The sequence below is a fragment of the Leeuwenhoekiella parthenopeia genome (genome assembly GCF_020782115.1).
Lineage (GTDB): Bacteria > Bacteroidota > Bacteroidia > Flavobacteriales > Flavobacteriaceae > Leeuwenhoekiella > Leeuwenhoekiella parthenopeia.
This window is the reverse complement of sequence record NZ_JAJGMW010000002.1, coordinates 1-25,030: the sequence shown is the minus strand read 5'-3', so window position 1 is coordinate 25,030 and position 25,030 is coordinate 1. Positions and strand designations below refer to the sequence as shown.

18 protein-coding genes are annotated in these 25,030 nt (G+C 45.7%); 10 read left to right on the top strand and 8 right to left on the bottom strand.

Going from position 1 to position 25,030, the window contains the following annotated elements; translation table 11 throughout:
• Positions 1–88 precede the first annotated feature (88 nt).
• The 4 genes from LLW17_RS01190 to LLW17_RS01175 all read left to right on the top strand — a co-directional run bounded on the left by LLW17_RS01190 (position 89) and on the right by LLW17_RS01175 (position 4,589).
• Complete coding sequence (locus LLW17_RS01190) at positions 89–2,443, top strand: TonB-dependent receptor (protein WP_228228442.1); 2,355 nt, start codon at positions 89–91, stop codon at positions 2,441–2,443.
• Positions 2,444–2,516: 73 nt separating this feature from the next.
• Positions 2,517–2,984, top strand: a complete 468-nt coding sequence (locus tag LLW17_RS01185) for a thioredoxin family protein (protein WP_228228441.1) — start codon at positions 2,517–2,519, stop codon at positions 2,982–2,984.
• 51 nt (positions 2,985–3,035) lie between these two features.
• Positions 3,036–4,184, top strand: coding sequence for a lycopene cyclase family protein (locus LLW17_RS01180; protein ID WP_228228440.1), 1,149 nt, complete (start codon positions 3,036–3,038; stop codon positions 4,182–4,184).
• A 159-nt stretch (positions 4,185–4,343) separates the two neighbouring features.
• Positions 4,344–4,589 (top strand): hypothetical protein, encoded by a 246-nt coding sequence (locus tag LLW17_RS01175; protein WP_228228439.1) that lies wholly within the window; start codon positions 4,344–4,346, stop codon positions 4,587–4,589.
• A 56-nt stretch (positions 4,590–4,645) separates the two neighbouring features.
• Here the strand turns inward: LLW17_RS01175 and LLW17_RS01170 are convergent, their stop codons facing one another.
• The 5 genes from LLW17_RS01170 to LLW17_RS01150 form a co-directional block, all read right to left on the bottom strand.
• Positions 4,646–5,782: an efflux RND transporter periplasmic adaptor subunit gene (locus LLW17_RS01170; protein ID WP_228228438.1), complete on the bottom strand. Its 1,137-nt coding sequence runs from the start codon at positions 5,780–5,782 to the stop codon at positions 4,646–4,648.
• A 32-nt stretch (positions 5,783–5,814) separates the two neighbouring features.
• Positions 5,815–10,143, bottom strand: a complete 4,329-nt coding sequence (locus LLW17_RS01165; protein WP_228228718.1) for a CusA/CzcA family heavy metal efflux RND transporter — start codon at positions 10,141–10,143, stop codon at positions 5,815–5,817.
• An 88-nt stretch (positions 10,144–10,231) separates the two neighbouring features.
• Positions 10,232–10,621, bottom strand: coding sequence for a hypothetical protein (locus tag LLW17_RS01160; RefSeq protein ID WP_228228437.1), 390 nt, complete (start codon positions 10,619–10,621; stop codon positions 10,232–10,234).
• Positions 10,622–10,700: 79 nt separating this feature from the next.
• A complete protein-coding gene (locus LLW17_RS01155) occupies positions 10,701–14,765 on the bottom strand; it encodes a T9SS type B sorting domain-containing protein (RefSeq protein ID WP_228228436.1) in 4,065 nt (1,354 codons plus the stop codon).
• Between the two features lie 237 nt (positions 14,766–15,002).
• A complete protein-coding gene (locus LLW17_RS01150; protein ID WP_228228435.1) occupies positions 15,003–15,749 on the bottom strand; it encodes a TerB family tellurite resistance protein in 747 nt (248 codons plus the stop codon).
• A 403-nt stretch (positions 15,750–16,152) separates the two neighbouring features.
• Between LLW17_RS01150 and LLW17_RS01145 the strand changes: the two genes are divergently transcribed.
• The 4 genes from LLW17_RS01145 to LLW17_RS01130 all read left to right on the top strand — a co-directional run bounded on the left by LLW17_RS01145 (position 16,153) and on the right by LLW17_RS01130 (position 19,379).
• Positions 16,153–16,563: a BrxA/BrxB family bacilliredoxin gene (locus LLW17_RS01145; protein ID WP_228228434.1), complete on the top strand. Its 411-nt coding sequence runs from the start codon at positions 16,153–16,155 to the stop codon at positions 16,561–16,563.
• Between the two features lie 128 nt (positions 16,564–16,691).
• Positions 16,692–18,482: a chloride channel protein gene (locus LLW17_RS01140; protein ID WP_228228433.1), complete on the top strand. Its 1,791-nt coding sequence runs from the start codon at positions 16,692–16,694 to the stop codon at positions 18,480–18,482.
• 251 nt (positions 18,483–18,733) lie between these two features.
• The gene (locus LLW17_RS01135) at positions 18,734–19,024 is read left to right on the top strand and encodes a hypothetical protein (protein WP_228228432.1); all 291 of its coding nucleotides are present in this window, start codon (positions 18,734–18,736) and stop codon (positions 19,022–19,024) included.
• Between the two features lie 157 nt (positions 19,025–19,181).
• A complete protein-coding gene (locus LLW17_RS01130; protein WP_099644402.1) occupies positions 19,182–19,379 on the top strand; it encodes a cold-shock protein in 198 nt (65 codons plus the stop codon).
• Positions 19,380–19,419: 40 nt separating this feature from the next.
• Here LLW17_RS01130 and LLW17_RS01125 read toward each other — a convergent pair whose 3' ends face one another.
• On the bottom strand, positions 19,420–20,508 hold the full coding sequence (locus LLW17_RS01125; protein WP_228228431.1) for a hypothetical protein: 1,089 nt from the start codon (positions 20,506–20,508) through the stop codon (positions 19,420–19,422).
• A gap of 162 nt (positions 20,509–20,670) precedes the next feature.
• On the opposite strand from LLW17_RS01125, the gene LLW17_RS01120 reads away from it, so the two are divergent.
• Positions 20,671–21,444 carry an amidohydrolase gene (locus LLW17_RS01120; protein WP_228228430.1) on the top strand — a complete coding sequence of 258 codons (774 nt, stop codon included), beginning with the start codon at positions 20,671–20,673 and terminating at the stop codon, positions 21,442–21,444.
• Position 21,445: 1 nt separating this feature from the next.
• On the opposite strand, the gene LLW17_RS01115 is transcribed toward LLW17_RS01120, so the two are convergent.
• Both LLW17_RS01115 and LLW17_RS01110 read right to left on the bottom strand, forming a co-directional pair.
• The gene (locus LLW17_RS01115; protein ID WP_228228429.1) at positions 21,446–23,062 is read right to left on the bottom strand and encodes an Ig-like domain-containing domain; all 1,617 of its coding nucleotides are present in this window, start codon (positions 23,060–23,062) and stop codon (positions 21,446–21,448) included.
• Positions 23,063–23,116: 54 nt separating this feature from the next.
• Entirely contained in the window at positions 23,117–23,794 is a 678-nt protein-coding gene (locus tag LLW17_RS01110) for a ComF family protein (RefSeq protein ID WP_228228428.1), read from the bottom strand.
• Positions 23,795–23,848: 54 nt separating this feature from the next.
• Between LLW17_RS01110 and LLW17_RS01105 the strand changes: the two genes are divergently transcribed.
• The gene (locus LLW17_RS01105; RefSeq protein ID WP_228228427.1) at positions 23,849–24,730 is read left to right on the top strand and encodes a DUF8428 domain-containing protein; all 882 of its coding nucleotides are present in this window, start codon (positions 23,849–23,851) and stop codon (positions 24,728–24,730) included.
• Positions 24,731–25,030 lie beyond the last annotated feature (300 nt).

Genomic DNA, 25,030 nt, shown 5'->3' with positions numbered 1-25,030 from the left:
ATTTTTAATATTACCACAATAATACGCCAAATTATTTAAATATATTTTTTAGGTTTGCCTAAACTTATTTTTAAATACATCCACTTCTATGCGTATTTCGCTGATCCTATTCTTTTTACTCAACCTGTTTAGCGGGTGGGCGCAGCAAAATCGAAGCCTTTCCGGCATCATTTACGCCGATGGTGAGCCCCTACCCTTTGCCAATGTGTATGTAACCGACAGCAATACCGGCACCTCGGCAGATGCAAACGGATTCTACAAACTCGAAGTTCCCGACAACGCATCCCGCCTGAGCGTAAGCGCTGTGGGTTTTAAAACGCATTATTACAACCTAAGTCCTGCAGACTTCGAAAAGGAACACCTGAATTTTACACTCATACCCGATTTACTCGGTCTTGAAGAAGTCGTCGTAAGCGCTACCCGCAACCGACTTTCAAAAAAAGAGGCTCCCGTAATCGTGCAGGTGATGAGTCCGAAATTATTCAGGGCGACCCAATCGCTCTCACTGGCAGACGGTCTCAATTACCAGCCCGGGCTAAGGGTGGAAACCAATTGCCAAAACTGCGGATTTACTCAGGTAAGACTCAACGGCCTGGACGGGCAATACACCCAGGTTTTGCTGAACAGCCGGCCGGTATTCAGCGCTTTAAACGGAGTCTACGGGCTGGAGCAGATTCCGGTAAGTATAATAGATCGCGTTGAAGTCGTACGCAGCGGCGGTTCTGCCCTCTACGGCTCGAGCGCCATTGCCGGAACCGTTAACATCATCACCAAAGATCCCGTAAACAACAGCTGGGAAGTGAGCTCCAATCTGGGTTTGATCGACGGCACTGCCATAGATCGTAACCTCAATCTGAATACCTCGCTGGTAAGCGAAGACCTCAGCAACGGAATCACCCTTTACGGTATGTATCGCAACCGCGATGCTTATGACGCCAATGGCGATGGTTTTAGCGAAATCACCGAACTCACCAATCATTCGGTGGGTGCCAAGGCCTTTTACCGGCCTAACGACAACAGCAAAATTAGCCTGGATCTTACCGCTATTCGCGAATACCGCCGCGGTGGCGACCGGCTTGATCTGGCTCCGCAGTTTACAGACATTACCGAAGAATTAGATCACAACACCTTTTTTGGCGGCAGCGATTACGAGTGGTATAACAACGACCGCAGTACCGTGTTTGAAGGCTATGTTTCCGTGCAGCATACCAATCGGGAAAGTTACTACGGTGGTCTGGGCGGTGGGCGCACTGCGGCAGATTCTACCCTGGCAAGTAATGCTTTTGGGTCTACTCAGGATCTGGCACTGGTTACCGGCACCCAACTTACCCGAAAATTCACTAATAAATCTACCCTGACCAGCGGTCTGGAATACCGGCTTAACGATACCGAAGATGCGATTCCCGGCTATCAGCGACTGGTCGATCAGCGTGTGCACAATCTGGGCGCATACGCCCAATGGGAATACAAGGCATTCGAAGATTTTACCGCCCTTCTGGGAGCCCGCCTCGACCACGTGAACGTAAAAGGTCGTTACGCCATCGCACAGATTTCCCGAAATGCCGATGTTTCCCAAACCGTGCTCAGTCCGCGATTGACCCTTCTGTATAACATCAGTGAATCGCTGCAGTTTCGTGGAGGATACGCCCGTGGCTTTAGAGCCCCGCAGGCTTTTAATGAAGACCTGCACATCAGCTCGGTGGGTGGGGAACAGCGTTTTGCCATACTTTCAGACGATCTGGAAAACGAATTCTCGAATGCCTATACGGCTTCTTTCAATTTTGACCGAAGTTTCAACAAGCTACAAACCAGCCTGCTGATTGAAGGCTTTTACACAACGCTGGAGAATCCGTTTACGCTGGTTAGCACCGGCGCCACTTTGCCTAACGGTTCTATTTTGGAAGAATCCCGAAACGGTAGCGGCGCAAGCGTTGCCGGTACCAATGTTGAATTTAATCTCTCCCCGGGTGAAGAATTTCTGTTTCAGGCGGGGATTACCTGGCAACGCTCGGTTTACGACCGGCCACAGGTGCTTTTTGAGTCTGATGACAATTCGCTAAATGAACCCGACGTGGTCATTCACGACTTTATGCGTTCGCCCATTCTGTACGGTTTTTTCAATGCCAACTGGAGAACAAATGAGGCTTTTAAAATCGATCTTTCCGGAAGTTTTACCGGCCCTATGCTGGCTCCGCATGTGATCAGCAGCAGTGGTTTTATAAAAATCGAAAAGACTCCGGCATTCCTGGACCTGACACCCAAACTCACCTGGCATTTCGACCTGCAAAAATACCTGCATCTTGAACTGAGCGGCGGCGTACAAAACCTGTTAAACAGCTATCAAACCGACTTTGACCGCGGCCCCCTGCGCGACTCGAATTATATTTACGGGCCCAACCGCCCCCGAACCTTTTTCATCGGTCTCCGCTTCGGTGACTTCTAGTGTGAGCCGCACAGGCAAAAAGTGCGGACAGCACAGGCAAAAAGTGCGGGCCGCACGGGCAAAATGGATTATTATGAAAACATGTATCCTTCTTCTTGTTTTATGCTGCGGAAACCTTGCAGCTCAGGACCGGGCGCAGATCAACTGGCTAAGCTGGCAAGAACTCGACAGCGCTTTGGTCACTAAACCCAAAAAGACGCTGGTGTTTTTTCACGCCGACTGGTGTGCCTACTGCAAAAAAATTGACCGGGTGGTGTTTACCAAACCTGAAGTCATTCAGAAATTAAACACAGACTATTATGCAGTGCGAATGGATGTGGAAACAACAGACAGTATCCATTTTGACGGCAAAACTTTTACCAATACGCAGGCGCTTACCCGGCGCAACGGAGTTCACGATCTGGCCCTACTCTTAGGTACGCGTCCAAAAAAATCCTTTTCCCTGCCGGTGACGTTAATACTCAATGAAGACTTCACAATTGAAAAGCGCATTTTTAATTATTATACCTCTGCCCTGTTGCTGGGTTTTTTAGAGTACTAGACTTAAAAAATCCTTTTACGATCGCTTTATTAGTTCTAGCTTTAGACCGCTATGCAAAACACTTCGCTACACTACGATTACCTCATTTTGGGTGCCGGCCTTTCGGGTTTGATGCTGGCTCAGGCATTAGTTAGTGATCCGTACTTTAAGGATAAGCGTATTTTGCTGCTTGATAAGAGCGAAAAAAACACCAATGATCGTACCTGGTGTTTCTGGAGCGAAAATACCCGGGATTGGGATGCGGTCATTTCTAAAAAATGGGAGCGTATCGCTTTTAAGGGCGAAAACTTTTCGGCGGAAATCCCCTTAGATTCGTATAGCTACAACAAAATAGAAGGCATTGATTTTTATGAGTCGGTTTTCAGAAAGCTTCGGGCTTCTAAACAGCTTACTTTTAAAACCGAAGCCTTCCAGAGCCTAACCGAAACATCTGAATATGTTGAAGTCACCACTTCATCAGCTACCTATACCGCAGGCAAAGTATTCAGCAGTATCCTTTCGCCGGAACGGCTAAAAAATCAAACGAAGTATCCGGTTTTACAGCAGCATTTCATCGGTTGGGAAGTGCGTACTCAGGAACCTGTTTTTGATCCGGAGGTCGCGACATTTATGGATTTCACCATCCCGCAACGCGGAAACACCCGCTTTATGTACCTGCTGCCCACAGCGCCCAATAAGGCTTTGGTTGAATACACCCTGTTCTCCGAACACTTGCTGCCCGATGAAGAATACGAAGCTGCAATTGAAGATTATATGGAAGCCTTGGGAGCCTCGCAATACGAACTAGTCTCAACCGAAAAAGGCAGCATCCCGATGACAGCTTATCCTTTTGAGAAACACAACACCCGGCGGGTTCTTCACGTAGGCACGGCCGGCGGCTGGACGCGCGGGAGCACCGGCTACACCTTTACCTATACGCTTAAACGCACCTCAGAACTGGTGGCTTTTTTAAAGAAGGAAACCAACCTCAACACTTTTAAAATCGCCGACCGCTATCGCTGGTACGACAAGCTTCTGCTCGATGTTTTGTACCGCAAAAACGAACTGGGCGCTTCACTTTTTACCCAAATGTTTCAGAAAAATGAAATCGCCAAAATCTTTCGGTTTCTGGATGGAACCAGCAGCCTCAAAGACGATCTGCAAATCATCTGGAGCCTTCCCAAAAAAGAGTTTATCAGGTCGTTTTTTGGGTTAAACTAAAAAACCTCACAGGTTTTGGAAACCTGTGAGGTTTGAAGTTTTTCAGGAACCAACTCGAAAGCCCCTTTGCAGGAATACGAATTTGAATAGCTCATTACCAGAAATGTAACAGTATCAAAGATTTCCCGTTATATACATAGTAATTCTAAAAATAGAAATATGTATAAAAAATTAATTAGCGACTTAAAGGGCGAAAAATATCCAACTTTTCAAACAACATTAAAATGGGCAATTGAAGATCAGTTTGTAAAATCACTTATTCAAGCGAAAAATGACTTGGATGATTTAAGAAAAGAATTCGACATAAACCCTGGATCTATTCAACTTGATTTTTTAAATAGACAGGTATTATGTAAAGTTGAGTTTATTGGGACCGTTGGTTCTTATGGTTTAGAAACTAGATAGCAAAAACCTCACAGGTTTTGGAAACGGGTGAGGTTTAAGGTTAAAGCGTCTCAAAATTACTCCTGAATCAGTTCAAAAGCGCCTTTACTCAAGTATTGCGCATCTTTGGGCAGCTCTGCCGCATTCAAAATTTCAGTCATCCCGTTTTGCGTTTTTCCGGGTTTAATTTCAACCCGGTCAAACCGATAGCTTCCGTCTTTTTGCTCCTGGAGTTGCAAGGCATAATAGCTTTCGCCCAAATTCACCACCGCCGTTTCGGGCAGGGCCAAAGCTTCGGTTTCTCCCGTATTGATTCGGGCTTCGATAAACATACCCACGGCAAAATGCGGGGTGCCCCGCTCGTTATCAATATGCCCGTGAACGGTCACGGTTCGGCCTTCAATATCCAGCGAATTTCCTATAAGATGCACCGTACCGTCATAATAGTCGGGCGAAGATTCCGGGATTTTAAATGCAATCGCCTGATCTTTTTTCACCTTCAACATATCTTTTTCAAAAACCTTAAGCTCCAGATGAATGTGTTCAATATCTACAATTTCCATAAGCGGGTCTGCGGGCGACACATAGCTCCCCTTGCTCACAAACGTGCGCGCAATAGTGCCGTTTATAGGCGCATAAATACGGGCCAAACTACTGTAATTGCCCTGCATCGCCTGCGTTGTGCTGATGTTGAGCAACTGCAACTGCTTTTGGAGTCCGTTATAGGTGGCGAGGCTGCGTTTGTATTCGCTTTCCGCTTTAAGAAAATTCTTTTTAGACGTGATATTCTCGGCCGCCAGAGTCTGCTGACGCTCGTACTCAGACTTGAGGTATTCCAGTTGTTCGCCCAGCTCCTGAAACTGCTGCTGCAGGCTCACAAATTCAGGATTTTCAAGCGTGATCAGGGGTTGACCTTTTTTGACCGCATCGCCAATAAGCAAGGGATTGTCGCGTACATAGCCGCCCAAATACGGGGTGATCACTGCGCGGTTTTCCGGCGGAACGTCAATCATTCCGCTGGCTTCCACCCAATCCGGGAAAACAGCTTCGGTAAGGCCTGCAAGCTGCATCGAGGCATTTTTAAATTGGGCTTCGGTCACCTCCACATCAGCAACGGGAGCCGACTCCTGCGGGTTAGTTTCAGTTTTATTTCCGCAGGCCAGAAACAGGGTCAGGACCAGGAAGAATGGAAGTTTTATAAATAGATTTTTCATATTCTTATGTATAGATAGTGTGTTGCCTGAGTTTATAAAATCAAGTAGTTGAGTTTAATAACTGCCTGATTGTAGTTGTTGACGCTTTCGAGGTAACTGAGTTTGATCTCGTAAGCCTGCTGCAGAATCTGGATGTACTCAAAAAAGCTGACCTCCCCGTTTTTGTAGCTGGAAATCGCGGTTTTCTCGAGTTCGCCCGCAAGCCCAAGACCCTCGGTATCGTAATACACGAGACTTTCGGCGTATTTATTCAGCTCGCTGCGCAATTCGCTTTCCCGGCTTTGTAGACCTATTTTATAATTGAGTGCTTCCTGCTCTGCCGCCTCCGCCGCAATCCTGGCCGTTTTAATCTGGCTAGTGTTGCCGCTAAAAAACAGCGGAATTTTCACCCCAAACTGATAGCCAATCAGGTTTTTGTTGAGTCCGTCGTTGGAGCCCTGAAAATAATTAAGCGTAAGATCGGGGAGCAATTGCTGACTGCTGAATTTACGCTGGGCTTCGGCCAGTTTTACACGCGAATCGTAGAAGGCATTGGCGGTGAGCGCTACGTTTTGATTGCCGTCAGGAATCAGGCGCTCCAAAGGCTGTATGGCTACTACAAGCGTATCGGTCTGCACGAGCCTGCTTAATTGCAGGTTTGCCGCTTTGAGGTCTTCCTGCATTTGCTTCAGGCGGGTTTCAATCTCTTTTTGTTTGGCCTGCGCCGAAATTTTCTCGAGGTAGTTGCTTTCGCCCAACTCAAAACGGCGTTTGGCGGCGTAGGCGAAATTTTGATAAATACTGTCCAGGTTTTGGTACAACCGAAGCTTTTCAGACACAAACTGAAGCCGGTAATAGGCTTCCGCAAGGTTTTGTTCGAGCTCAATTTTTGTGAGTTCGGCACGGGTGGCAACCAGATTATAATTGGCGCGGTTTACTTTGGCCTGCGCAAAATACACCGTAGGAAACGCAAAGGTCTGACTCACGCCAAATACCTCAATAGGCCTGTTGTTTTGGGCCAAATTGTTTTCGTCAAAATGATAATAAATTTCAGTCTTGTCAAAGCTGAAAGCGCTACCAATCGCTGCATTAGCCTCGTCACTGCGCAGGTCTGCCGCTTTTAAACCCGCATTGCTTTTGTAAGCGAGTTCGCGCACCTCCTCAAAGCTGGAAACTTCCTGAGCCTGCACAAGACCGCCCATCAATATAAAAATGAGCAGCAGCCCGGCGCTTTTAGATTTCACATTCATGGCACTCTTATTTTTCAATTCCTTATCAAACCAGGAAACCAAAACCGGCAAAACCACCAGCGTAAGTAGGGTTGCTGAGATGAGACCGCCAATAACCACCGTAGCCAGTGGTCGTTGCACTTCGGCACCGGCATTGGTAGAAACCGCCATAGGCAAAAAGCCCAATGCCGCAGCCGTTGCGGTAAGCAAGACGGCCCGAAGCCGGTCTGAAGCGCCCTGTGTGATAAGCTTACGCATATCGGTAATCCCTTTGGTCTTTAATTCTTTAAAATGCTCCAGCATCACGATGCCGTTGAGCACAGCGATCCCAAACAAAGCGATAAAGCCCACTCCCGCCGAAATGCTAAAGGGCATCCCGCGCAGCCAGAGTAAAAAGATCCCACCCACCGCTGACAGCGGGATCGCGCTAAAAATAAGCAGGGCTTCCTTAACCGATTTAAACGCGAAATACAGCATAATAAAAATGAGCAGAAGCGCGACGGGGACGGCAATCTGTAAGCGGGAAGTCGCACTTTGCAGATTTTCAAACTGGCCGCCGTAGGTAATGCTGTAGCCCGCGGGTAATTTGACGTTTGAGGATACAATTTGCTGAATCTCCTCAACTACCGACTCGAGATCGCGGTTGCGCACGTTGACGCCTACCACAATGCGGCGCCGGGTTTCGTCCCGGGAAATTTTGGCCGCGCCTTTGGTATAGCTGATATCAGCGAGTTCGCTAAGGCGCACCTTGTCGCCCAGAGGCGTGTCTACATAAAGATTCCTAAGATTATCGATGTCCTGCCGCTGGTTTTGCTCGAGTCTCACGACCAGGTCAAAGCGCTTTTCACCTTCAAAAATGTTGCCTACAGCTTCCCCGGCAAAGCCCATTTTTACCAGATCATTTAAGTCTGAAATATTAAGGCCGTAGCGCGCGATTTTTGCCCGGTTGTACTTCACACTCATCTGCGGCAGACCGGTTACTTTTTCAACCGAAATATCTGCGGCTCCTTCCACATTCTCAATCAAATCCCGGATCTCATTGCCTTTTTTGTTGAGAATATCGAGGTCTTCCCCAAAGACTTTAATTGCGATATCGGCGCGAACGCCGGTGATGAGTTCGTTAAAACGCATCTCAATAGGCTGGGTAAATTCAATATCCATCCCGGGAATGATGCTCAGGGCTTCCTTAAAACGAGCGGCAAGCTCATCTTTAGAGTCTGCAGACACCCACTCACTCTTATCTTTGAGCGTAATGATCACATCGCTGTCTTCCATAGACATCGGGTCTGTGGGCACTTCTGCCGCGCCAATGCGGCTTACCACCTGTTTTACTTCCGGGAAACTGTCGAGCAGGATTTTTTCGATCTGTGTGGTACGGGCAATGGTTCCTTCAAGGGAAGTTCCGGTTTTAAGTATGGGCTGAATTACAAAATCGCCTTCATCAAGCTGGGGAACAAACTCGCCACCCATGGTCGTAAACAGATACACGGCCACAGCAAAAAGACCTACCGCCAGGCCGATCACCAGTCTTCGGGCGTTAAGCGCACGATCAAGCAAGCGTTCGTAGTGCCGTCTCAAAAAGCGCATCAGGCGTACCGAAATATTTTTGTCAGATGGCGCTTCGGCTTTTAAAAACAGGGAAGAAACCACCGGCACATAGGTAAAACAAAGCAGCATTGCGCCAATTACCGCAAAGCTGAAAACCAGCGCCATCGGGATAAACATTTTGCCTTCAACCCCGCTTAGCGACAGGATGGGAATAAAAACAATGAGAATGATGAGTTGGCCAAAAACCGCCGAGTTCATCATCGTTGAGGCTGCTTCTTCGGTTATCTGATCTTTAAGTTTACGGGTTTCTGAAGCATTCAGATTTTTTATGCTGTCCTGCTTTTGAGCCATTTTGTAGGCGACAAACTCCACTATAATTACCGCACCGTCGATGATGATTCCAAAATCTATGGCCCCGAGGCTGAGCAGGTTTGCATCCACATCAAAAATATGCATCAGCGAGATCGCAAAAAGCAGACATAGGGGAATAACCGATGCCACGACCAGCCCGCTGCGCCAGTTACCCAGCAGTAAAACCACCACAAAAATCACGATCAAAAATCCCAAAACCAGATTTTCGGTAATGGTGAAGGTGGTTTTTGCGATGAGTTCACTTCGGTCTAAAAAGGCATTAATGTAAACTCCTTCCGGCAGGGTTGAGCTTATTTCTTCGACCCGCTGTTTAACCGCATCTATCACCTGCTTGGAGTTGGCGTCTTTAAGCATCATCACCTGTCCCAGCACTTTTTCGCCCTCGCCGTTACCGGTAATGGCGCCAAAACGGGTCGCGTGACCAAAGCCCACGGTTGCCACATCCCTGATGTAAATGGGAATGCCGTTATCGTTTTTAACCACCATCTGCTCAATATCCTCAAGCGACGAGGCCAGACCTTCGCCGCGAATAAAATAGGCCTGATTTTCTTTCTCAATATAGCCTCCGCCCGCAATGCTGTTGTTGTTTTCAAGCGCTGCAAAAACTTCTGCGGCAGTGATGTTCATCGCGTGCAGTTTTTGAGTGTTGAGCGCGACCTCATACTGCTTGAGATAGCCGCCCCAGGTATTGATTTCTACCACTCCGGGAATGCCCGAAAGCTGGCGCTTTACAATCCAGTCCTGAATGCTGCGCAGATCGGTAGGCGAGTACTTGCCTTCATAACCCGGTTTGACATCGAGAATGTATTGGTAAATCTCCCCCAGACCGGTGGTGATGGGACCCATTTGCGGAGTTCCAAAACTGGCGGGAATTTGCTCAGAGGCCGATTTGATTTTTTCGGCCAAAAGCTGACGCGGTAAATACGTGCCCATATCATCTTCAAAAACCACGGTAACTACCGAAAGTCCGAATTTTGACACCGACCGAATCTCTTTGACACCGGGCAGATTGGCCATTTCAAGCTCAACCGGATAGGTTATGAACTGTTCCATATCTACGGTCGACAGGTTTTGCGAAGTCGTAATGACCTGCACCTGATTGTTTGTGACATCAGGCACAGCGCCTACCGATATTTGGGTAAGTGAATACAGGCCGTAAGCGATTAAGCCAAAAGTAAACAGCAGAACAATTAGTTTATTCCTGATGCTGAAATGAATGATTGCAGAAAGCATAGTTGAATTGTAAAACGTGAAAAACACAGGTTCTAAAACCCTGTTTAGAAGGTTTCAATACCTGAATCGAAAAAATAACGCCAGGGTGTTACACGTTTTTGGGAGGCTGAAAGATGCCTGAAACTGCTGCGAAGTGGTAATTATCCCGGTAAAAGTAATTAGCCGAGGTCTGATCTGCCGGAATGCTTTTATGCTCTGGTGTAAGTTGTGTGGTACTCAAAAAAACCACTGCGGTGTGGGCGCAGGAATGCTGATGCCCCGAAGGAAGCTTATCGTGCCCCTCGTGTTCCTGCCGGTGTTCTTCTTTGAGTTCACCATAATGCTTCTCAATAAAACTAAGCAGGTCATCGCCAAAATTTTCCTGATGGTACTCGTAATGCGTCACCAGATCGGGGATATGCAAAAAGTCGGCAAGGCTCACGCTAAAGCTCTGAGCCAAAACAAGCATAGAAAGAATTGCCGAAATTAAATTTTGCATACTTCAAAGTTAGTCAAGATTGCGGTATATGCTTTGGGTTTCGGGTATTTTAGAATTGAACTAAATAGCATCCTTCTGCCTACCGCTTCAATGTAAAATGGGATTTGAAAACAACAGGGCGTTCTTCATAAATAAATTCCACATAAAACCAGTAGTCATCTGAGGGCAGGTTGCGCCCGTTGTAGGTACCGTCCCAGCCCGGGGCGTTGGGTTGTAAGCTCTTGATGAGTTTTCCAAAACGGTTGAAGATAAAAATTTGTGTTTCGGGATAATCCTGCAGGGAGCTGATGTTCCAGGTATCGTTAAAACCGTCATTATTCGGCGTAAAATACTTTGGAAAATCAATCACAACCACCTCGATGACCGCCGCGCCGCAGGTTCCGTTTACACCACGAACGGTCACCGTATGCACGCCGGGTTGCACGTTTTCAAAACGCGGGTTTTCCTGGAAAAATCCGTCATCCAGCTGATATTCATAAGTCCCGTAACCCTGTGTTACGCTTACCTCAATGACCGAAGTTTCTGCAAAAGGCTGACTCACTTCGGCATCCAGAACCGGTACTGCTGACTCAAAGACCTCAACTGTTGTGGGGTTGTAGTTACAATTGGCTCCAACTTCAGGATTTAATTTTTCGGTAGAAACGGTATAAACACCGGCCTCAGAAGCTACAAAATCCGGTCCCTGCCCCACGACCGTACCGTTTAAAGACCAACTCACTAAAAATTCCGCAGGACTCAAGCCTGATTCCAGCAGCGTGGTACTGATCACATCTCCGGTAACGGCATCGCGGCAAACAGTACCACCTTCCACCGTAAAATCAAGCAAAGGATAAACTGTTACCTCAAATACATCCTCGTCAAAACAATTGGGGTTATCTGCTGCTTCGGCATATTTGTAAATCGTATAACTGCCCGGAGCCAATGTATTATCTGCCGGATTAATAGGGTTTTGTTTATTTGGCCCCAAATAATACGCCTGTACAAACTGATCCTGAGGTAAATCGGGCAAGATATAACTGCCACACTGCTCCACATCAGGTTCGGGAGTCAATACCGGAGTTGAGGATACGGTGATGGTAAAGCTGCTTTCGTCTTCACAAAAGAAGCGCGTACCATTACGGGCATAAATAAAAAGTTCCTGCGTTTGGGTAATTACATCGCCCGGTGCAAGCTGAGTCCCCTGGCCTCCAGTTTCGGTAAAATAACCGCCTTCATCAAGAGGCGGAAGCGTATAACTGTCACAAGCAGCAACATCTTCAAAAACCGGTACGGTAACTGAAAGAATATTAATTTCAAAAGCATTTTCCGAATAACATTCGGGGAAATCATCGTAACCGTTGTAAATGTAAATCGTGGTCGTCGCATCTATGACGGTGCCGGGCTCAATGCGCGTGCCCTGTCCCTGCGACTCGGTAAAATAGCTTCCGTCAATTAAATCGGGAAGCACATAAGGCTCGCACGAATACACAAAAGTAAGGTTGTCAATAGGTAAAGCGGGGCGTACTTCAATCTCAAAACTCGTTTCGTCTGAACAACCGTTTACTTCATTGTTGATGTACAAAATGATGCTTTCACTGATTTCGGTACCCGGGGCGTATTGGTTTCCCTGCCTGTTGGGCTGATCAAAATAATCCCCGTTGGCAAGTACGGGCAGTTCATATACATCGCCTTCACACAGCAACTGGTCATCTAAGGAATCTACCGGAGGTATCGCAATCACAGTAACTTCAAACGAGCTATCGGAAGTACAATTGGTGCCTGAATTGGTTTCTACGAAATAGTAAACCTCTTGTGAGGTCGTGATGTCACTGCCCGGACTTAGGACTGTACCTCCACCATTGGGTTGCGTATAAAAACTACCCTGTTCTACATTGGGAAGCGTATAGGAACCACAGCGGGTAACATCGGTAAACTGTGGTACAATAAAGATGCGCCAGGCATATTCATTAGTACAGCGATTGTCGTCATTAAAAATATAGACGGTTTGGGTATTGCTTATAACCTGGCCTGCATTGAGCTGAGTACCTCCACCATCGGGCTGGGTATAATAGTTTCCGTTTGTAAGCGATGGCAAGGTATAACTGGTGCAGGCAATGATGCCTTCGGGCTGATCTACCGGAGGTAACGGAAAAACCGTGATCGCAAAAGCATCATCACGACATACAGTACCGTTTTCTTCAAAGTAAAAATAAATAGTTTGCGAAGAGGTGAGCTCTGTACCGGGCGCAAGGCGGTTTCCGGATCCATTAGGGCCACCCGGTTGGGTGTAGAAATCACCGGCCAGCGTACTCGGAATTTCAAATACCCCACAGGCCTCCCGCTCTGCCAGGTCGTAATCAGAAACGATGTTTACGCTAAAAACAGACTGACTGCTGCAACCATTAGCATCAGGACCGTTATAAATAAAAATCTCGGTGTCTTCGGTGATGATTTCACCGGCATTTAAACGCTGCCCGGTGCCGTTTGCCCCCAGAAAATACGATCCATTGGTAAGCGTTGGCAGTTCGTACGAAGTACAGGTAAACACATCCGAAAGACTGTCTACCGGCGGCGGATTGTTGATCAGGATTTCGAAAGATACAACCTCAAAACAACCTGCTTCGGTAGCATAAGCCACTCGAGCCCAAAGTGTACGGCTACTTGTACCTGAAGGTAGGATGTAAGGCGATGCAACCTCGGCAGTAGCATTTTGGGCATCAGCCTCAGACTCGTAATAGGTTATATTGAAATTTGCCGGGTTTTGTCCGTTTAAAATGCGGTTGTTGATTTGGGTAAGGTTAAAAGAAGTGTCTGTAGTCCCGGAAGCACAGCGCTCTAATGGCTGGGGCTGACTGATCTGAATTTCCGGCAAAACGCTAAGCCTGAAATCATAAACCGCATCACAAAAATTCCCGGTATTGCCATTACGCAGTCTAATGAAGATGGTTTGATTACCGGAGCTCTGGTAATTGGTGATTTCGCTTTGCGGAATAGCCTGCCCGGCATTCAGATTTGCCTGAGAAGCATAGTACACCACTTCAAATTGGTTGTTTTGCAGACCCAGTGTCGAAGCATTATTTAGGGTAAGGTCAAATGACGCCGGTTGGCCACCGTTGAAGCAGGCCTGTAAATCTTCGGGTTCCCGTACCGAAAGTTCGTTAACTACCACCTCATCGGTTATTAGGCATCCGTTGTTCGTAACCCTAACGGTATAGGTGCCGCTTTGGTTTATGTTGATGCTGTTGCCCGTCTGACCCGTAATTACCGTACCATTATAGAGCCAGCGATGTTGATAAACCGAAGCATCAAGATCTGTTGTGAGTGTGGCACTATCCCCGCTGCACAGGGTAAAATCGGGCCCCAGGTTTACGCTGGTATTGAAACTACCTCCCTGCAGAAATATGGCTGAGTCAAAATCGGCATCATTGGCATCTGCGATTGCGATGCGTATGCGATAGGTATTACCCGGAGTGAGGCTTGAAGAGGCATTAAGCATCTGGGTATAGCCTCTCATATTGATGGTTGACTGTGGATTGTTTACTTCGTATGAGTTGAACAAATTTGAATTGATCCCATTACACGCAGGATTATTGCGCTGATCCCTGATGTTACGCACAGCAACCGGCTCCCCTGCAGGAGTAACAGCCAGGTTTTGAGACTGCCCGCTTCCCAGATCGGTAAGCACGATGGCCATAATATCCTGAGAAGAACATTGCCATTCACCGTATTCGTTAGAAGCGAAAATAAAATTGAAACTAAAATTACTGGCGAGGGGTACGAAGTCAAACTCCAGGAAACTGGTTTCTGAAATGGCTCCGGTGTTTCCGGATGTTGCGTTTAAATCCTGTAAATACGGGTCACCGTTTGAATTGAGTCTGCTGCTGAGATCGGCATCATTACCTGTGTATGAACCGGCACTCAGACTGGCGACACCGGTACGTAAAATCACGCCGTTAGCTAGTGGAAATGCACCACCGTTATTATTGAAATAACCCGCTGCCTGTGTTGAAGAGATCGAAACATTAGAAATCTCGGCGCAGGAGTCATCAAAAAGGATGTTGACTAAATCTTCGGCAGGTCTGGGACTATCAACCGTAACGGTTTGGGCTTTGGTAAAAAAGCAAATGAAAAGAAAAGCGCTACAAAGTAAAATTCTTTGAGACATAACAGAAAGGGGGCTCTGGTTAGGGTTAAATTTAGGGTACTAACGCATTGGCAGCTGTATTTAGTGCCTGAATGGACTTTGGCATCCTAAATTTCCCTGATTTAAAAATAACCTAAAAGCCCTGAAGTAAGAACTTAGCTATCAGGTATTTTCAAATAATTTTGCGCAAACGATTGATCAATACGCCTTATAAACCAAACCGAAAACCCGAAATAGCAATTCTGCGGCTCTCAGGTTTTACATCCCCCGCTCTTTCTGAATGGTTTCATAGGCGTTTTGCACATTGCGGAATTTCTCTTCGGCACCGGCGCGGTAGGCTTCATCCATATGTTGTAATTTATCAGGATGGTATTTTTTGGCCATCTCGCGGTAGGCCTTTTTAACTTCGGCGTCTGTGGCCGACTTGTCTATCTCCAAAATTTTGTACGCGCTGTCTGCGTTTTTAAAGAACATGGCTTTTAAGCCCTCAAACTCATTACGGCTGAGGCCCAAATAGCCTGCAATTTCAGAGATTTTATTAACCTCTGAAGCCGAAACAGTGCCGTCTGCCTGAGCGATCCCAAATAAAAAATGCACGATTTGCAGTCGTACTTCCCGCCGGGTGCGCTGAGAGAGGTAAGCGCAAATACGCTGGGCATTGATTTCGCGCTTTTTAACCACCTCGTTAAAGGTTCTAAAGGTCGCGTTAGCACGCTCTTTCCCGTAAGCCTGTACAAAATACTGCTGCACATAATCCATCTCCCGCTGACTCACCTGCCCGTCTGCCTTGATTACCAGAGAGCAAAGCGAAAGCAAGTTGAGTTCAAAATCGCCGGGAGTAACCGTTGTTTGTTGCCCTCCAAACGGACTGCGCCCTGAGGCCGGACCTGTTTTTTGTTTGCTGAAAAATAAATTATCTATAAGCATGCCTATTACGTAGCCTGCCACCGCGCCTAGAAATCCGCGGTAGGCAAAACCAATAATGGCTCCTATCCATCGTATCATGTATTTGTTTTTATCGTATTTGCCGCCTTAGCCGCAATCTGTATTCTTTAATGCGCTGCAAAAATAAAGCCTTTAGCAGATACGAGTCTGTAAATGACAAAGAATGTTACTGTTTTACGCTTTGCGCAAAGGACTGAGGCCCTGTGAAGCTCCATTTACCCGAGCGGGACCTCGATTCAATTTTCTTCTAAGTACAATCACTCGGTAACCGCAGGGGTAAAAAAGCGACGACCAAAAGCCTACCTATCGGTAAAAGCAGGCCTGCCTTTACCGATAGGTAGGCCTGACTTTGCCCCTTTGGCAAAGATGCGCTCAAATAAAAATCCCATTCCTTACGTAGGGTTTGACTCCACTGCCCGACTATTATTTTATATCTTTGTAACCAAAATAAAAAACAGAACTTATGTATCCAGCAGAATTAGTAAAACCTATGCGTGAAGATCTTACTTCAGTAGGTTTCACAGAATTACATACTACAGAAGATGTGCAGGCAGCTATGAAAAAAGAAGGTACTACACTGGTTGTGGTCAATTCGGTTTGTGGTTGTGCTGCTGCAAATGCCAGACCCGGTGCGCGTATGGCTTTACAAAATGCCAAAACTCCTGATAACTTATTTACCGTTTTTGCCGGTGTAGACCGTGAGGCTACCGAACTGGCGCGTAATTTTATGGTGCCTTTTCCTCCTTCTTCGCCTTCAATGGCCTTATTTAAAGATGGTGAACTGGTACACATGCTTGAGCGTCATCATATAGAAGGCCGTCCTGCAGAGCTTATCGCAGACAATCTTATTGATGCCTTCAACGAATATTGCTAGGTTTATAATCTAGATTTCATCAAATCCCCGGTTTAAAAAACCCGGGGATTTTTTTTGAAAATAAGTATCTAAAGTTACCTTGCGTATCGAGTTGAGCCGTTACTTTTGAAGCTTTAAAAAGAACCACCATGCCCGGTAAAAAACCGCTTCTTCACCGCTTTCACGCCTGGCGTTATAAGCATATTTCAAAGACTACCTTTGTCTATCTTTTAAGTGCAATGACGGGGCTGCTCTCCGGTCTGGGCGCTGTGCTGATCAAAAATATCACGCACGTCATTCAAAACCTGCTCGAAGGAGGCCTGGTCGAAAATTACCGTTACGGTTTTTATTTTCTGTTTCCTATTATTGGTCTGGCCATAACGGTACTCATTGTAAAATTTGTGATACGCAACCCTATGAGCCATGGGGTGCCCGCAACCTTACGCGCAATTTCTAAACGCAAGGGACTGTTGCGCAATTACCAGGCTTACGCCTCGCTCATAACCGCACCTATAACCGTAGGTTTTGGAGGTTCGGTAGGTTTGGAGAGTCCCACAGTGGTTACCGGTGCCGGGATGAGTTCATACCTCTCCCGTATTTTTCATATGGACCAGGCGCATCGTACCCTTCTTTTAGGTTGTGCCGCTGCCGGGGCGATGTCCTGCATCTTTAAAGCTCCCATCGCCGCCATTATTTTTGCTGTGGAAGTTTTTAGCCTTGACCTGACCTTATTATCACTGATGCCGCTTTTGCTGGCTTCACTTTCGGCGATTCTTACTTCGTATTTCTTTTTTGGTTCTGACACGATTTTGCCTTTTACACTAAAAGATGCTTTCAGTATTGAAGATTTCCCGTATTATATCATTCTGGGCATTGTTGCCGGTTTGGTTTCAGTGTATTTCAGCAAGGCGTATTTTCAAACTCAAAAATTTTACACCAGGTGGAAATCGGCCACCGTCAGACTCCTTATAGCCGGGGGAAGCCTGGGGGTTTTACTGTTTTTCATTCCACCGCTGTACGGGGAAGGTTTTGATATGATTAACCAGTTGCTTGAAGGCAAAGCCGTGCCGGCACTGGGATCTACTTTTTTCAATGATTATCTCGACAACATCTGGGTAGTGATTGGTTTGCTCGCGGGTCTGGTCTTTTTTAAAGTGATTGCCGCAGCCATTACTTTTGCCGGTGGCGGGATAGGCGGAATTTTCGCTCCGGTGCTTTTTATGGGCAGTGTGATGGGTAATTGCCTGGCCAAAGTCGTCAACAATCTGGGCATACAGGGCATTCACGTCTCTGAAAGTAATTTTACTCTGGTAGGAATGACCGGCTTGCTGGCCGGGGTGCTTCACGCCCCGCTTACGGCGATCTTCCTCATTGCCGAAATTACCGGTGGTTATGGTCTTTTTATCCCCCTTATGACCACCGCTGCCCTTGCTTATGGTATAAACCGGTATTTTCTGCCGCATTCGGTTTATGGGATGGAGCTGGGTCTTAAAGGCGAACTCATCACCCACGATAAAGATCAGGCGGTGCTTACCCTGCTTAATGTGGAAAGCGTGATCGAATCGAATTTTATTCGCGTACGCCCCGATATGACTTTGGGCGAAATGGTCACAAATGCCGTGGCCAAATCTGCCCGTAACCTGTTTCCAGTGGTTAATGAAGAGGACGAACTCGTAGGCGTCATTACGCTTGACGACATACGCGAAATTATGTTTGACAGCAGCTTATACGAAACAACTGAAGTACGCAGCCTGATGCACGCCGCACCCGAATATATTTATCTGGAATCTGATTCGGCCAAAGCTGTGATGCGTAAATTTCAGGAAAGCGGGGCATGGAATTTACCCGTAATTAAAAACGGAAAGTACCATGGCTTTATCTCAAAATCTAAATTGTTGACCGCTTACCGTCGTATGCTGGTGAGTTTTTCTAGGAAATAGTTTTTCAATTCAGAAGGAGGAATGCTGAATGCAGAATGATTTATTTGAAAGGAATTGATTGTTGAGTTAGTCAAAATGTTAATGATTATTATCGACAACCAACCTTTAACCCAAATTGGAAAGAATTAAACTTAAATTTTAAGCCTTAAATCTGAAACCGAAACAAGTTATCGGTTATTGAATTCGTTGAACTATCAAAAAACGCTGAACTTTGCACTTTGAATTTCAGACTTTAAACCTTGAATTAAAAAATGCGCAATCTCATCATCATCCTTTTTTGCATACTCTGTCTCACGCTGGGCTACGGCTTTTACCTGCGGTATTTTACCGCAGACACCCTTACCGGTGACCGCTTTTTAGGCCTTACGATTCTGGCAGTCGCTTTTATCCTGATGCCCATGTTTTTGTACCACCGCTGGAAAGACCGTAAAGTCAAGGATTACATGCTTGATAAGGATAACATTATGAAAATGAAAGAATATCAGCAACAGCAGGAACGCCGCAAACGGGCAAAACCAAAATCAGAGAAGCGCGCAGAATAATAATTGCCTGACAATGAGGTTAAATTTCAATTTGCAGGTATCCGCGCTCCAAAAAATCTGACAATCAGCAACTTTTAAAAATAAATTTACATTTATCTAACGCTCGTGCCGATTAAACACGTAGCTTTGTGGCAATATTAATTTTTACAATTTTATAATGAAAGGTACAGTTAAATTTTTCAATGAATCAAAAGGTTACGGATTCATTACTAACGATGACACAGGCAAAGACATCTTTGTACACGCCACCGGACTTAACGGTGAAGTATTAGAAGAAGGTGATCAGGTTGAGTACATCGAAGAAGAAGGAAGAAAAGGTATGGTAGCTGCGCAGGTTCGCGTTCTACACGACTAAGATATATAATAGTATATTTAAGATTCCAACCCTGCTTAGTTTAAGCGGGGTTTTTTGTTGCTTTTATTTTTTGATAATGATCAAGTTGCAAAACAAGGTACAGCCACACAAAAGGAGTGAATATATTAAAGTAAGTGAGGTCAAATATTGACTCGCCAATTGTTTGTTTAAATCCAAATTGGATTAAGTAGCCCAGTAAAGAAAGGGTTACGGAAAGTGCGCACAGTACGGCAGAAGCCAGTACAAACTGCTCAAAACGCTCTATTCTCAAAGCCACCGGAAAGGCTATAAGCAATAGCAATACACTTAAAACAAGGGGTAATTGTTTGTTTTGTAAAGCGAACGGATTGTATTCCAAAAACACTTCCCAGGAAGGTGTATGAGTAAAAGCTAAAATTCCTAAAAGGATCAAACCGACCCCAACACCAAAGCAAAAACGTAATTTTTCATTTATACCCTGTGCTAAAAACGGTTTAAGAGCATATAAAATCAGTGGGATTGCATAAACCAGACGTGTTGAAAGCACCAGTGCAATCAGCAAACCAGTCACAAAACCCATTTCCCTAAATCGGGATTGGAATTGCCAACTGCTCAACAAAATGAGCAGCAGCGTATTGCTTATCAAATCGCTTTTTACAACCACTTCATAGACGTACCAAAACGAACTGATGAAGAGCAGCAGCGCGATAAGACGTACTTCAGCCGATGCTATTTTTTTAAAAATCAATATCAGGGTAAGAATAAGAGTGAAGCTTTGTAAATAGCCTACATCACCTAAGAAGTAAAAAGGCATCCCCACTATAAAAAGACCAGGTAAATTTGAGGTGTATCCACCAAGATGATCAACAGCGCTGTACGGGTAGCTACCCTCTAGAATTGCTTTGATTCCAGCCTCGAGCGCAGACCAGCGATCGATATTTAGATTTTGCCCGTCAATATTTAGATTTATAATAAGGCTAATACCAAAAAATCCCAGCCCAAGAATCCAGAAAGAGGTCTTGGTAAGGGAAGAATATTTTTTTAAATAATTTCCTACCTTAAAAACAAGAATCAGTACTAAAAGAATATAAACCAGTGCAACTAAAAAACTCTGCCAATCGTTTAAATATCTCGGCAGATACTTATACATAAAACAAGCATTGATCAACAGCAGGATACCGCTAGAGTAGATAAGTTTAGACCGTTTGCTTGACTGGATCAATTTGTGTTTGATTATATTTTCTCGTAATCAAATTAAGTCAATATAATCTGATCCTCTAGAACATAACTTGCAAAAAATTATCTTTACGCTATGAGCAACACCCTTCACATCGCCGCCATACAAGCCCATCTGGCCTGGGAAAATCCCGCCGAAAACCGCAACTATTTTGACCGGAAAATCAGCGAACTCGATCATAAGGTAGACCTCATCGTCCTGCCCGAAATGTTTGCAACAGGCTTCAGTATGAGTCCGCAGGGTCGTGCTGATAAAGGGGAAATGCTCGGCTGGATGAAAACCAAAGCTTTAGAAACCGGAGCTGCCCTTGCGGGTAGTCTGATGATTGAAGAGGATGGCAACTATTATAACCGGTTTTACTTCGTCACCCCTGAGGGCAACGTAACCTCCTATGACAAGCGCCATACCTTTACTTTGGCCGGGGAAGATAAAGTTTATAACCGGGGCAAGGAGAAAGTCATCGTCAACTACAAAGGCTGGAAGTTGCTCTTACAAATATGCTACGACCTGCGCTTTCCGGCCTTTGCGCGCAATCTGGAAGATTACGACGCGCTTATTTATGTAGCCAACTGGCCCAAAAAACGCATTTTTGCATGGGACACGCTGCTCAAGGCCCGCGCTATAGAAAATATGAGCTATTGCATTGGCGTAAATCGTGTGGGACTAGACGGCAACGGCTACGAGTATAATGGCTACAGCGGCGTTTACGACAGTCTCGGGGCCACTTTAGCTTTCGCGGAAGCTAAAGAGCAAACCATCTACGCCACATTATCTAAAGACCACCTGGAAGAAACCCGTAACCAACTCAATTTTCTGGCAGACCGGGATCATTTCAGTATTGATCTTTAAATTATTGCGGGGTCAGGATAAAGGTTTCGTTCTGGGAAAAGTTAGACCGGATATCCAGCACATCGGGATAGTAAATCACCTCTTCGGGCTGTTTTTGTTCTAAATAATTTCCGGTATCGAAGCGCCCGTTTGCATTGAGATCTACAATAATACGGGCGTAATATTTACCGGGCTCAATGCGGTCAAACTCAAACACCGTGACCCCCACTTTGCCTATACGTTCGCGCTTTACCTCACCTTTTTCGGTCACGAGCTGAACAATGTGCTGCACCGGTGCCGCATTTTGCAGGGTGAGACTAAAATCGCCGTAATCTGCATATTCTTTGGTACTAATCCTAAATTGCAGCGTGTCTGTTTTTGTTCCGTAGAAATCAGTAAGCGCTTCAGGCAACATCATGATTTCATAATTCTCCAGCTCAGCCGTTTTAAAATCCATACGCATTTGAAGCTTTTCGGGTAGCAGCCTGATTTTAAAATTTTCTACAAAGGTCGAATCCTTTTTACGTATGCTTATTTTAGAAGTGTCTACTGCAACCAGAGGTACGGTAGAATTGAAAAAAAGCGGCTCTTCAAGAATGAGTGTACTCGTGGCCTGCTGTACCTGCAGGGAATCTATCTTCAGACCGCGGCGCAGGCGCACATAGCCTGTGTCTATCTCCTTTGATTTAAATTGAAAGATCAGCGAATCGGTCTCTACCTGCGGTTTATACCAGTACTGCAGGGAATCTTGCGTGGTCACATTGCTGATAAAGCGCTCAAAACCTTCCGGCTTTTGACTGATTAGGTTCACACTAATGCTATCGGGATTGCCAATATACGGGATTGCCACCCGCTGGGCAGCAGCCTGTTTGGGCCGGCCTGCTTCAGCCGGTAATTCTTCATTAAACAGACGCAATACATAAACCGAATCTGTAGGCACATCTATAAAACCGTCGTAAAAAGCTACCTTATCCTTATCGGGCTGAAAGGTATAATTGCTGGATTCATCTTTTAAAGCTGCCAGTTTATAGCGACCGGCCTTGACGTTGGTCAATTCAAAGACCACACTACTGTCAAGCGTATTGGTCACATAACGCGGCACCTCTTTGTAAATCAAAGAATCAGTATAGGTAGAATCTGCTTCGTACAGCATCACCGTTACGTAATTATCGGGCTTGCTGAGCAGGGCATCGCGTATCACTCCGGTAACGGTTAACGAATCCATATAATCACCCGTTGAAAACACGTATTTAAAAAATGAAAACTGATTCCCTTCATTGTTATCGACCACACTTTCGCCAAAATTGAACACATAGGTTGTATTGGGCAACAGGGTATCCATAATCTCAATGTCTATGTATTTTGAAGCCCCACCCATCGGAGTGATAGTTGCCGGGGTTTTCATAGGTGGCGAGACGATGAGGTTTTTATTCAGGTCTTTGAGTTTGATGTACTCGTCAAAGTAGATACGTATTTCCTTACTGTTGAAGTTGGTGGTATAGTTAGGCGGTTCTGCACGCACAAGAACCGGAGGGGTTTCATCTTTGGGTCCACCGGTAGGTGTTCCCTTTTTTGCGCATTGCACAACAAGCAGCAGCAAAGCCAATGCGATAAATACCTGTAAGCCTTTTCTAAACATAGCGGCAAAAATAACAATTAATTTAATGGGAATGCCCCTGCTAAAACGCCTTAATCAGTTGGCTATTGCCATTACCGCTACACTGATTTTGATTCCTTCAATGCCGTTAAGCGCCAGGGCACAGCCTTCGAGCGTACCTCCGGTGGTAATGAGATCATCTACCAAAAGGATGTGTTTGTTTTTAAGGCTTTGATCTTCGGTTATGCCAAAGGAGTCGATTACCTCGGTACTTCTTCCCCCGCGGTTTGTAAACACCTGGGTCTTGGTTGCCTTTTTTCGATACAAAACCCGGTCGTTATAGTCAATCTGTAAAGCTTTCGCGATGCGCTCACCAAAACCTGCAACCTGATTGTACCCGCGCTCCTTTAACCGGCTGGCGTGCAGGGGCACCGGCACTACAACATCCAGAGCTTGATAAGCTTCCGCCTGCGCCAATTCGGCACCCAGCCAATCTCCTAAAAATACACTGATCTGTTCCTGATTGCGGTATTTGAGGTTGTGTATAAGCTGCTGTACGCCGCTTTTCTTATCAAAATAAAACAAACTGGTTGCCAGTTCTAAACTTACCCGGCCGTACAATACTTTTTTGATGGGGTTGTACGTTGTATGGTGCAAATGATTTACAGGCAGGTTGTGTCTGCAGGCGGTGCAAAGCAGGGTTTCACCACGGCTCAAAAGCGCGTCACAGGCCTGGCACTGGTCCGGAAAAAAGAGTTTAAGCAAAGACCGCACTGCGCTTTTGATTAAAAATTATAACTTTCGCACTAAGATATCAAAATAGGCTTAATGAGTACCACTCGCAATAACAACGCTTTAAAGATTCTTATCGGCATTCTCTTTTTGCTGCTTCTGGGTTTAGGAGCCTATACTTATAAATTTTATAACGAACTCACCGCAAACAAAACAGCGCTTTCCGAAGAAAAAGCGATTCTGCGCGACGAACTCAATGATCTGCTCGTAAACTATAACGCCGAACTACAAACCAATAAGGTACTTACGTCTGAGCTACGCGAAGCGCGCAACCGCATTCAAAATCTGCTCCTGCGCCTGGAAACCGCCGAAAATTCTCAGGCTACGCTACAGACCTACCGTCGCGAACTCAGTCTTCTAAGGCAGCAACGCGATGCCTTACGCAAAAAAACAGACAGCCTGATGCTCGAAAATGCATTGCTGGTCTCTCAAAAATCGGATGTGGAAGCTGCGTTTGATCAAACCGTGGTGCAGCGCGACTCACTCGAACAACAAAACAAAGCCCTGCAGGATGATTTAGCCAAAGGCTCCCAACTCACCGTTAGCAAGTTTAAAGCTGAAGGTGTGATTATGCGTCGTAGTGGTAAAACCGTGCCCAATGACCGGGTGTCTCGTATCGATAAACTGGAAATTTGCTATACGGTAAATGCCAATGCGCTGGGTAAACCGGGCAATCATGACTTTTACATTCAGGTGATTGACCCGCGCAACAACGTTATTGGCGAGCATGTTTCGCTCGAATTTGGTGAAAACATTCTCATTTACAGTGCCTATCAGGAGATTAACTACCGCAATGAAGAGATCAACTCGTGTGTTTACATCAACCCGGCGCGTGAAGAATTCTTACCGGGAATCTACCGGGTAAACCTGTTTGAAAACGACCGCCTATTAAGTAACAGCGTTCTGGAACTGGAGTAGTTCTCTGTTCTCTGTTCTCTGTTTTCTGTTTGCTGTTTGCTGTTTTCTGTTTTCTGTTTTCTGTTTTCTTAACCTATAAAAAAGTGGAATTGTAAAATTGCTTTCTCCTCCTTTTCACCTTTTACCACTCACCTCTTACTTCTCACCCTCTGGTTCTCTGTTCTTAAATAAAGTGTACTTCCCTAAATAGCGTTGACCGTTTTTAGGTTATTATTTCATTGTTAAAAATAGTCATTATTGTTCTTTGTGGGATAGCCAACAAAGAACACTGTTTTTCAAAGGCTACTGGGGTCATTTTCT

Bases quoted from the DNA above. Each gene is read 5' to 3' on its own strand.
- LLW17_RS01190 (WP_228228442.1), top strand. From the start codon at position 89: ATGCGTATTTCGCTGATCCTATTCTTTTTACTCAACCTGTTTAGCGGG.
- LLW17_RS01185 (WP_228228441.1), top strand. From the start codon at position 2,517: ATGAAAACATGTATCCTTCTTCTTGTTTTATGCTGCGGAAACCTTGCA.
- LLW17_RS01180 (WP_228228440.1), top strand. From the start codon at position 3,036: ATGCAAAACACTTCGCTACACTACGATTACCTCATTTTGGGTGCCGGC.
- LLW17_RS01175 (WP_228228439.1), top strand. From the start codon at position 4,344: ATGTATAAAAAATTAATTAGCGACTTAAAGGGCGAAAAATATCCAACT.
- LLW17_RS01170 (WP_228228438.1), bottom strand. From the start codon at position 5,782: ATGAAAAATCTATTTATAAAACTTCCATTCTTCCTGGTCCTGACCCTG.
- LLW17_RS01165 (WP_228228718.1), bottom strand. From the start codon at position 10,143: ATGCTTTCTGCAATCATTCATTTCAGCATCAGGAATAAACTAATTGTT.
- LLW17_RS01160 (WP_228228437.1), bottom strand. From the start codon at position 10,621: ATGCAAAATTTAATTTCGGCAATTCTTTCTATGCTTGTTTTGGCTCAG.
- LLW17_RS01155 (WP_228228436.1), bottom strand. From the start codon at position 14,765: ATGTCTCAAAGAATTTTACTTTGTAGCGCTTTTCTTTTCATTTGCTTT.
- LLW17_RS01150 (WP_228228435.1), bottom strand. From the start codon at position 15,749: ATGATACGATGGATAGGAGCCATTATTGGTTTTGCCTACCGCGGATTT.
- LLW17_RS01145 (WP_228228434.1), top strand. From the start codon at position 16,153: ATGTATCCAGCAGAATTAGTAAAACCTATGCGTGAAGATCTTACTTCA.
- LLW17_RS01140 (WP_228228433.1), top strand. From the start codon at position 16,692: ATGCCCGGTAAAAAACCGCTTCTTCACCGCTTTCACGCCTGGCGTTAT.
- LLW17_RS01135 (WP_228228432.1), top strand. From the start codon at position 18,734: ATGCGCAATCTCATCATCATCCTTTTTTGCATACTCTGTCTCACGCTG.
- LLW17_RS01130 (WP_099644402.1), top strand. From the start codon at position 19,182: ATGAAAGGTACAGTTAAATTTTTCAATGAATCAAAAGGTTACGGATTC.
- LLW17_RS01125 (WP_228228431.1), bottom strand. From the start codon at position 20,508: ATGTATAAGTATCTGCCGAGATATTTAAACGATTGGCAGAGTTTTTTA.
- LLW17_RS01120 (WP_228228430.1), top strand. From the start codon at position 20,671: ATGAGCAACACCCTTCACATCGCCGCCATACAAGCCCATCTGGCCTGG.
- LLW17_RS01115 (WP_228228429.1), bottom strand. From the start codon at position 23,062: ATGTTTAGAAAAGGCTTACAGGTATTTATCGCATTGGCTTTGCTGCTG.
- LLW17_RS01105 (WP_228228427.1), top strand. From the start codon at position 23,849: ATGAGTACCACTCGCAATAACAACGCTTTAAAGATTCTTATCGGCATT.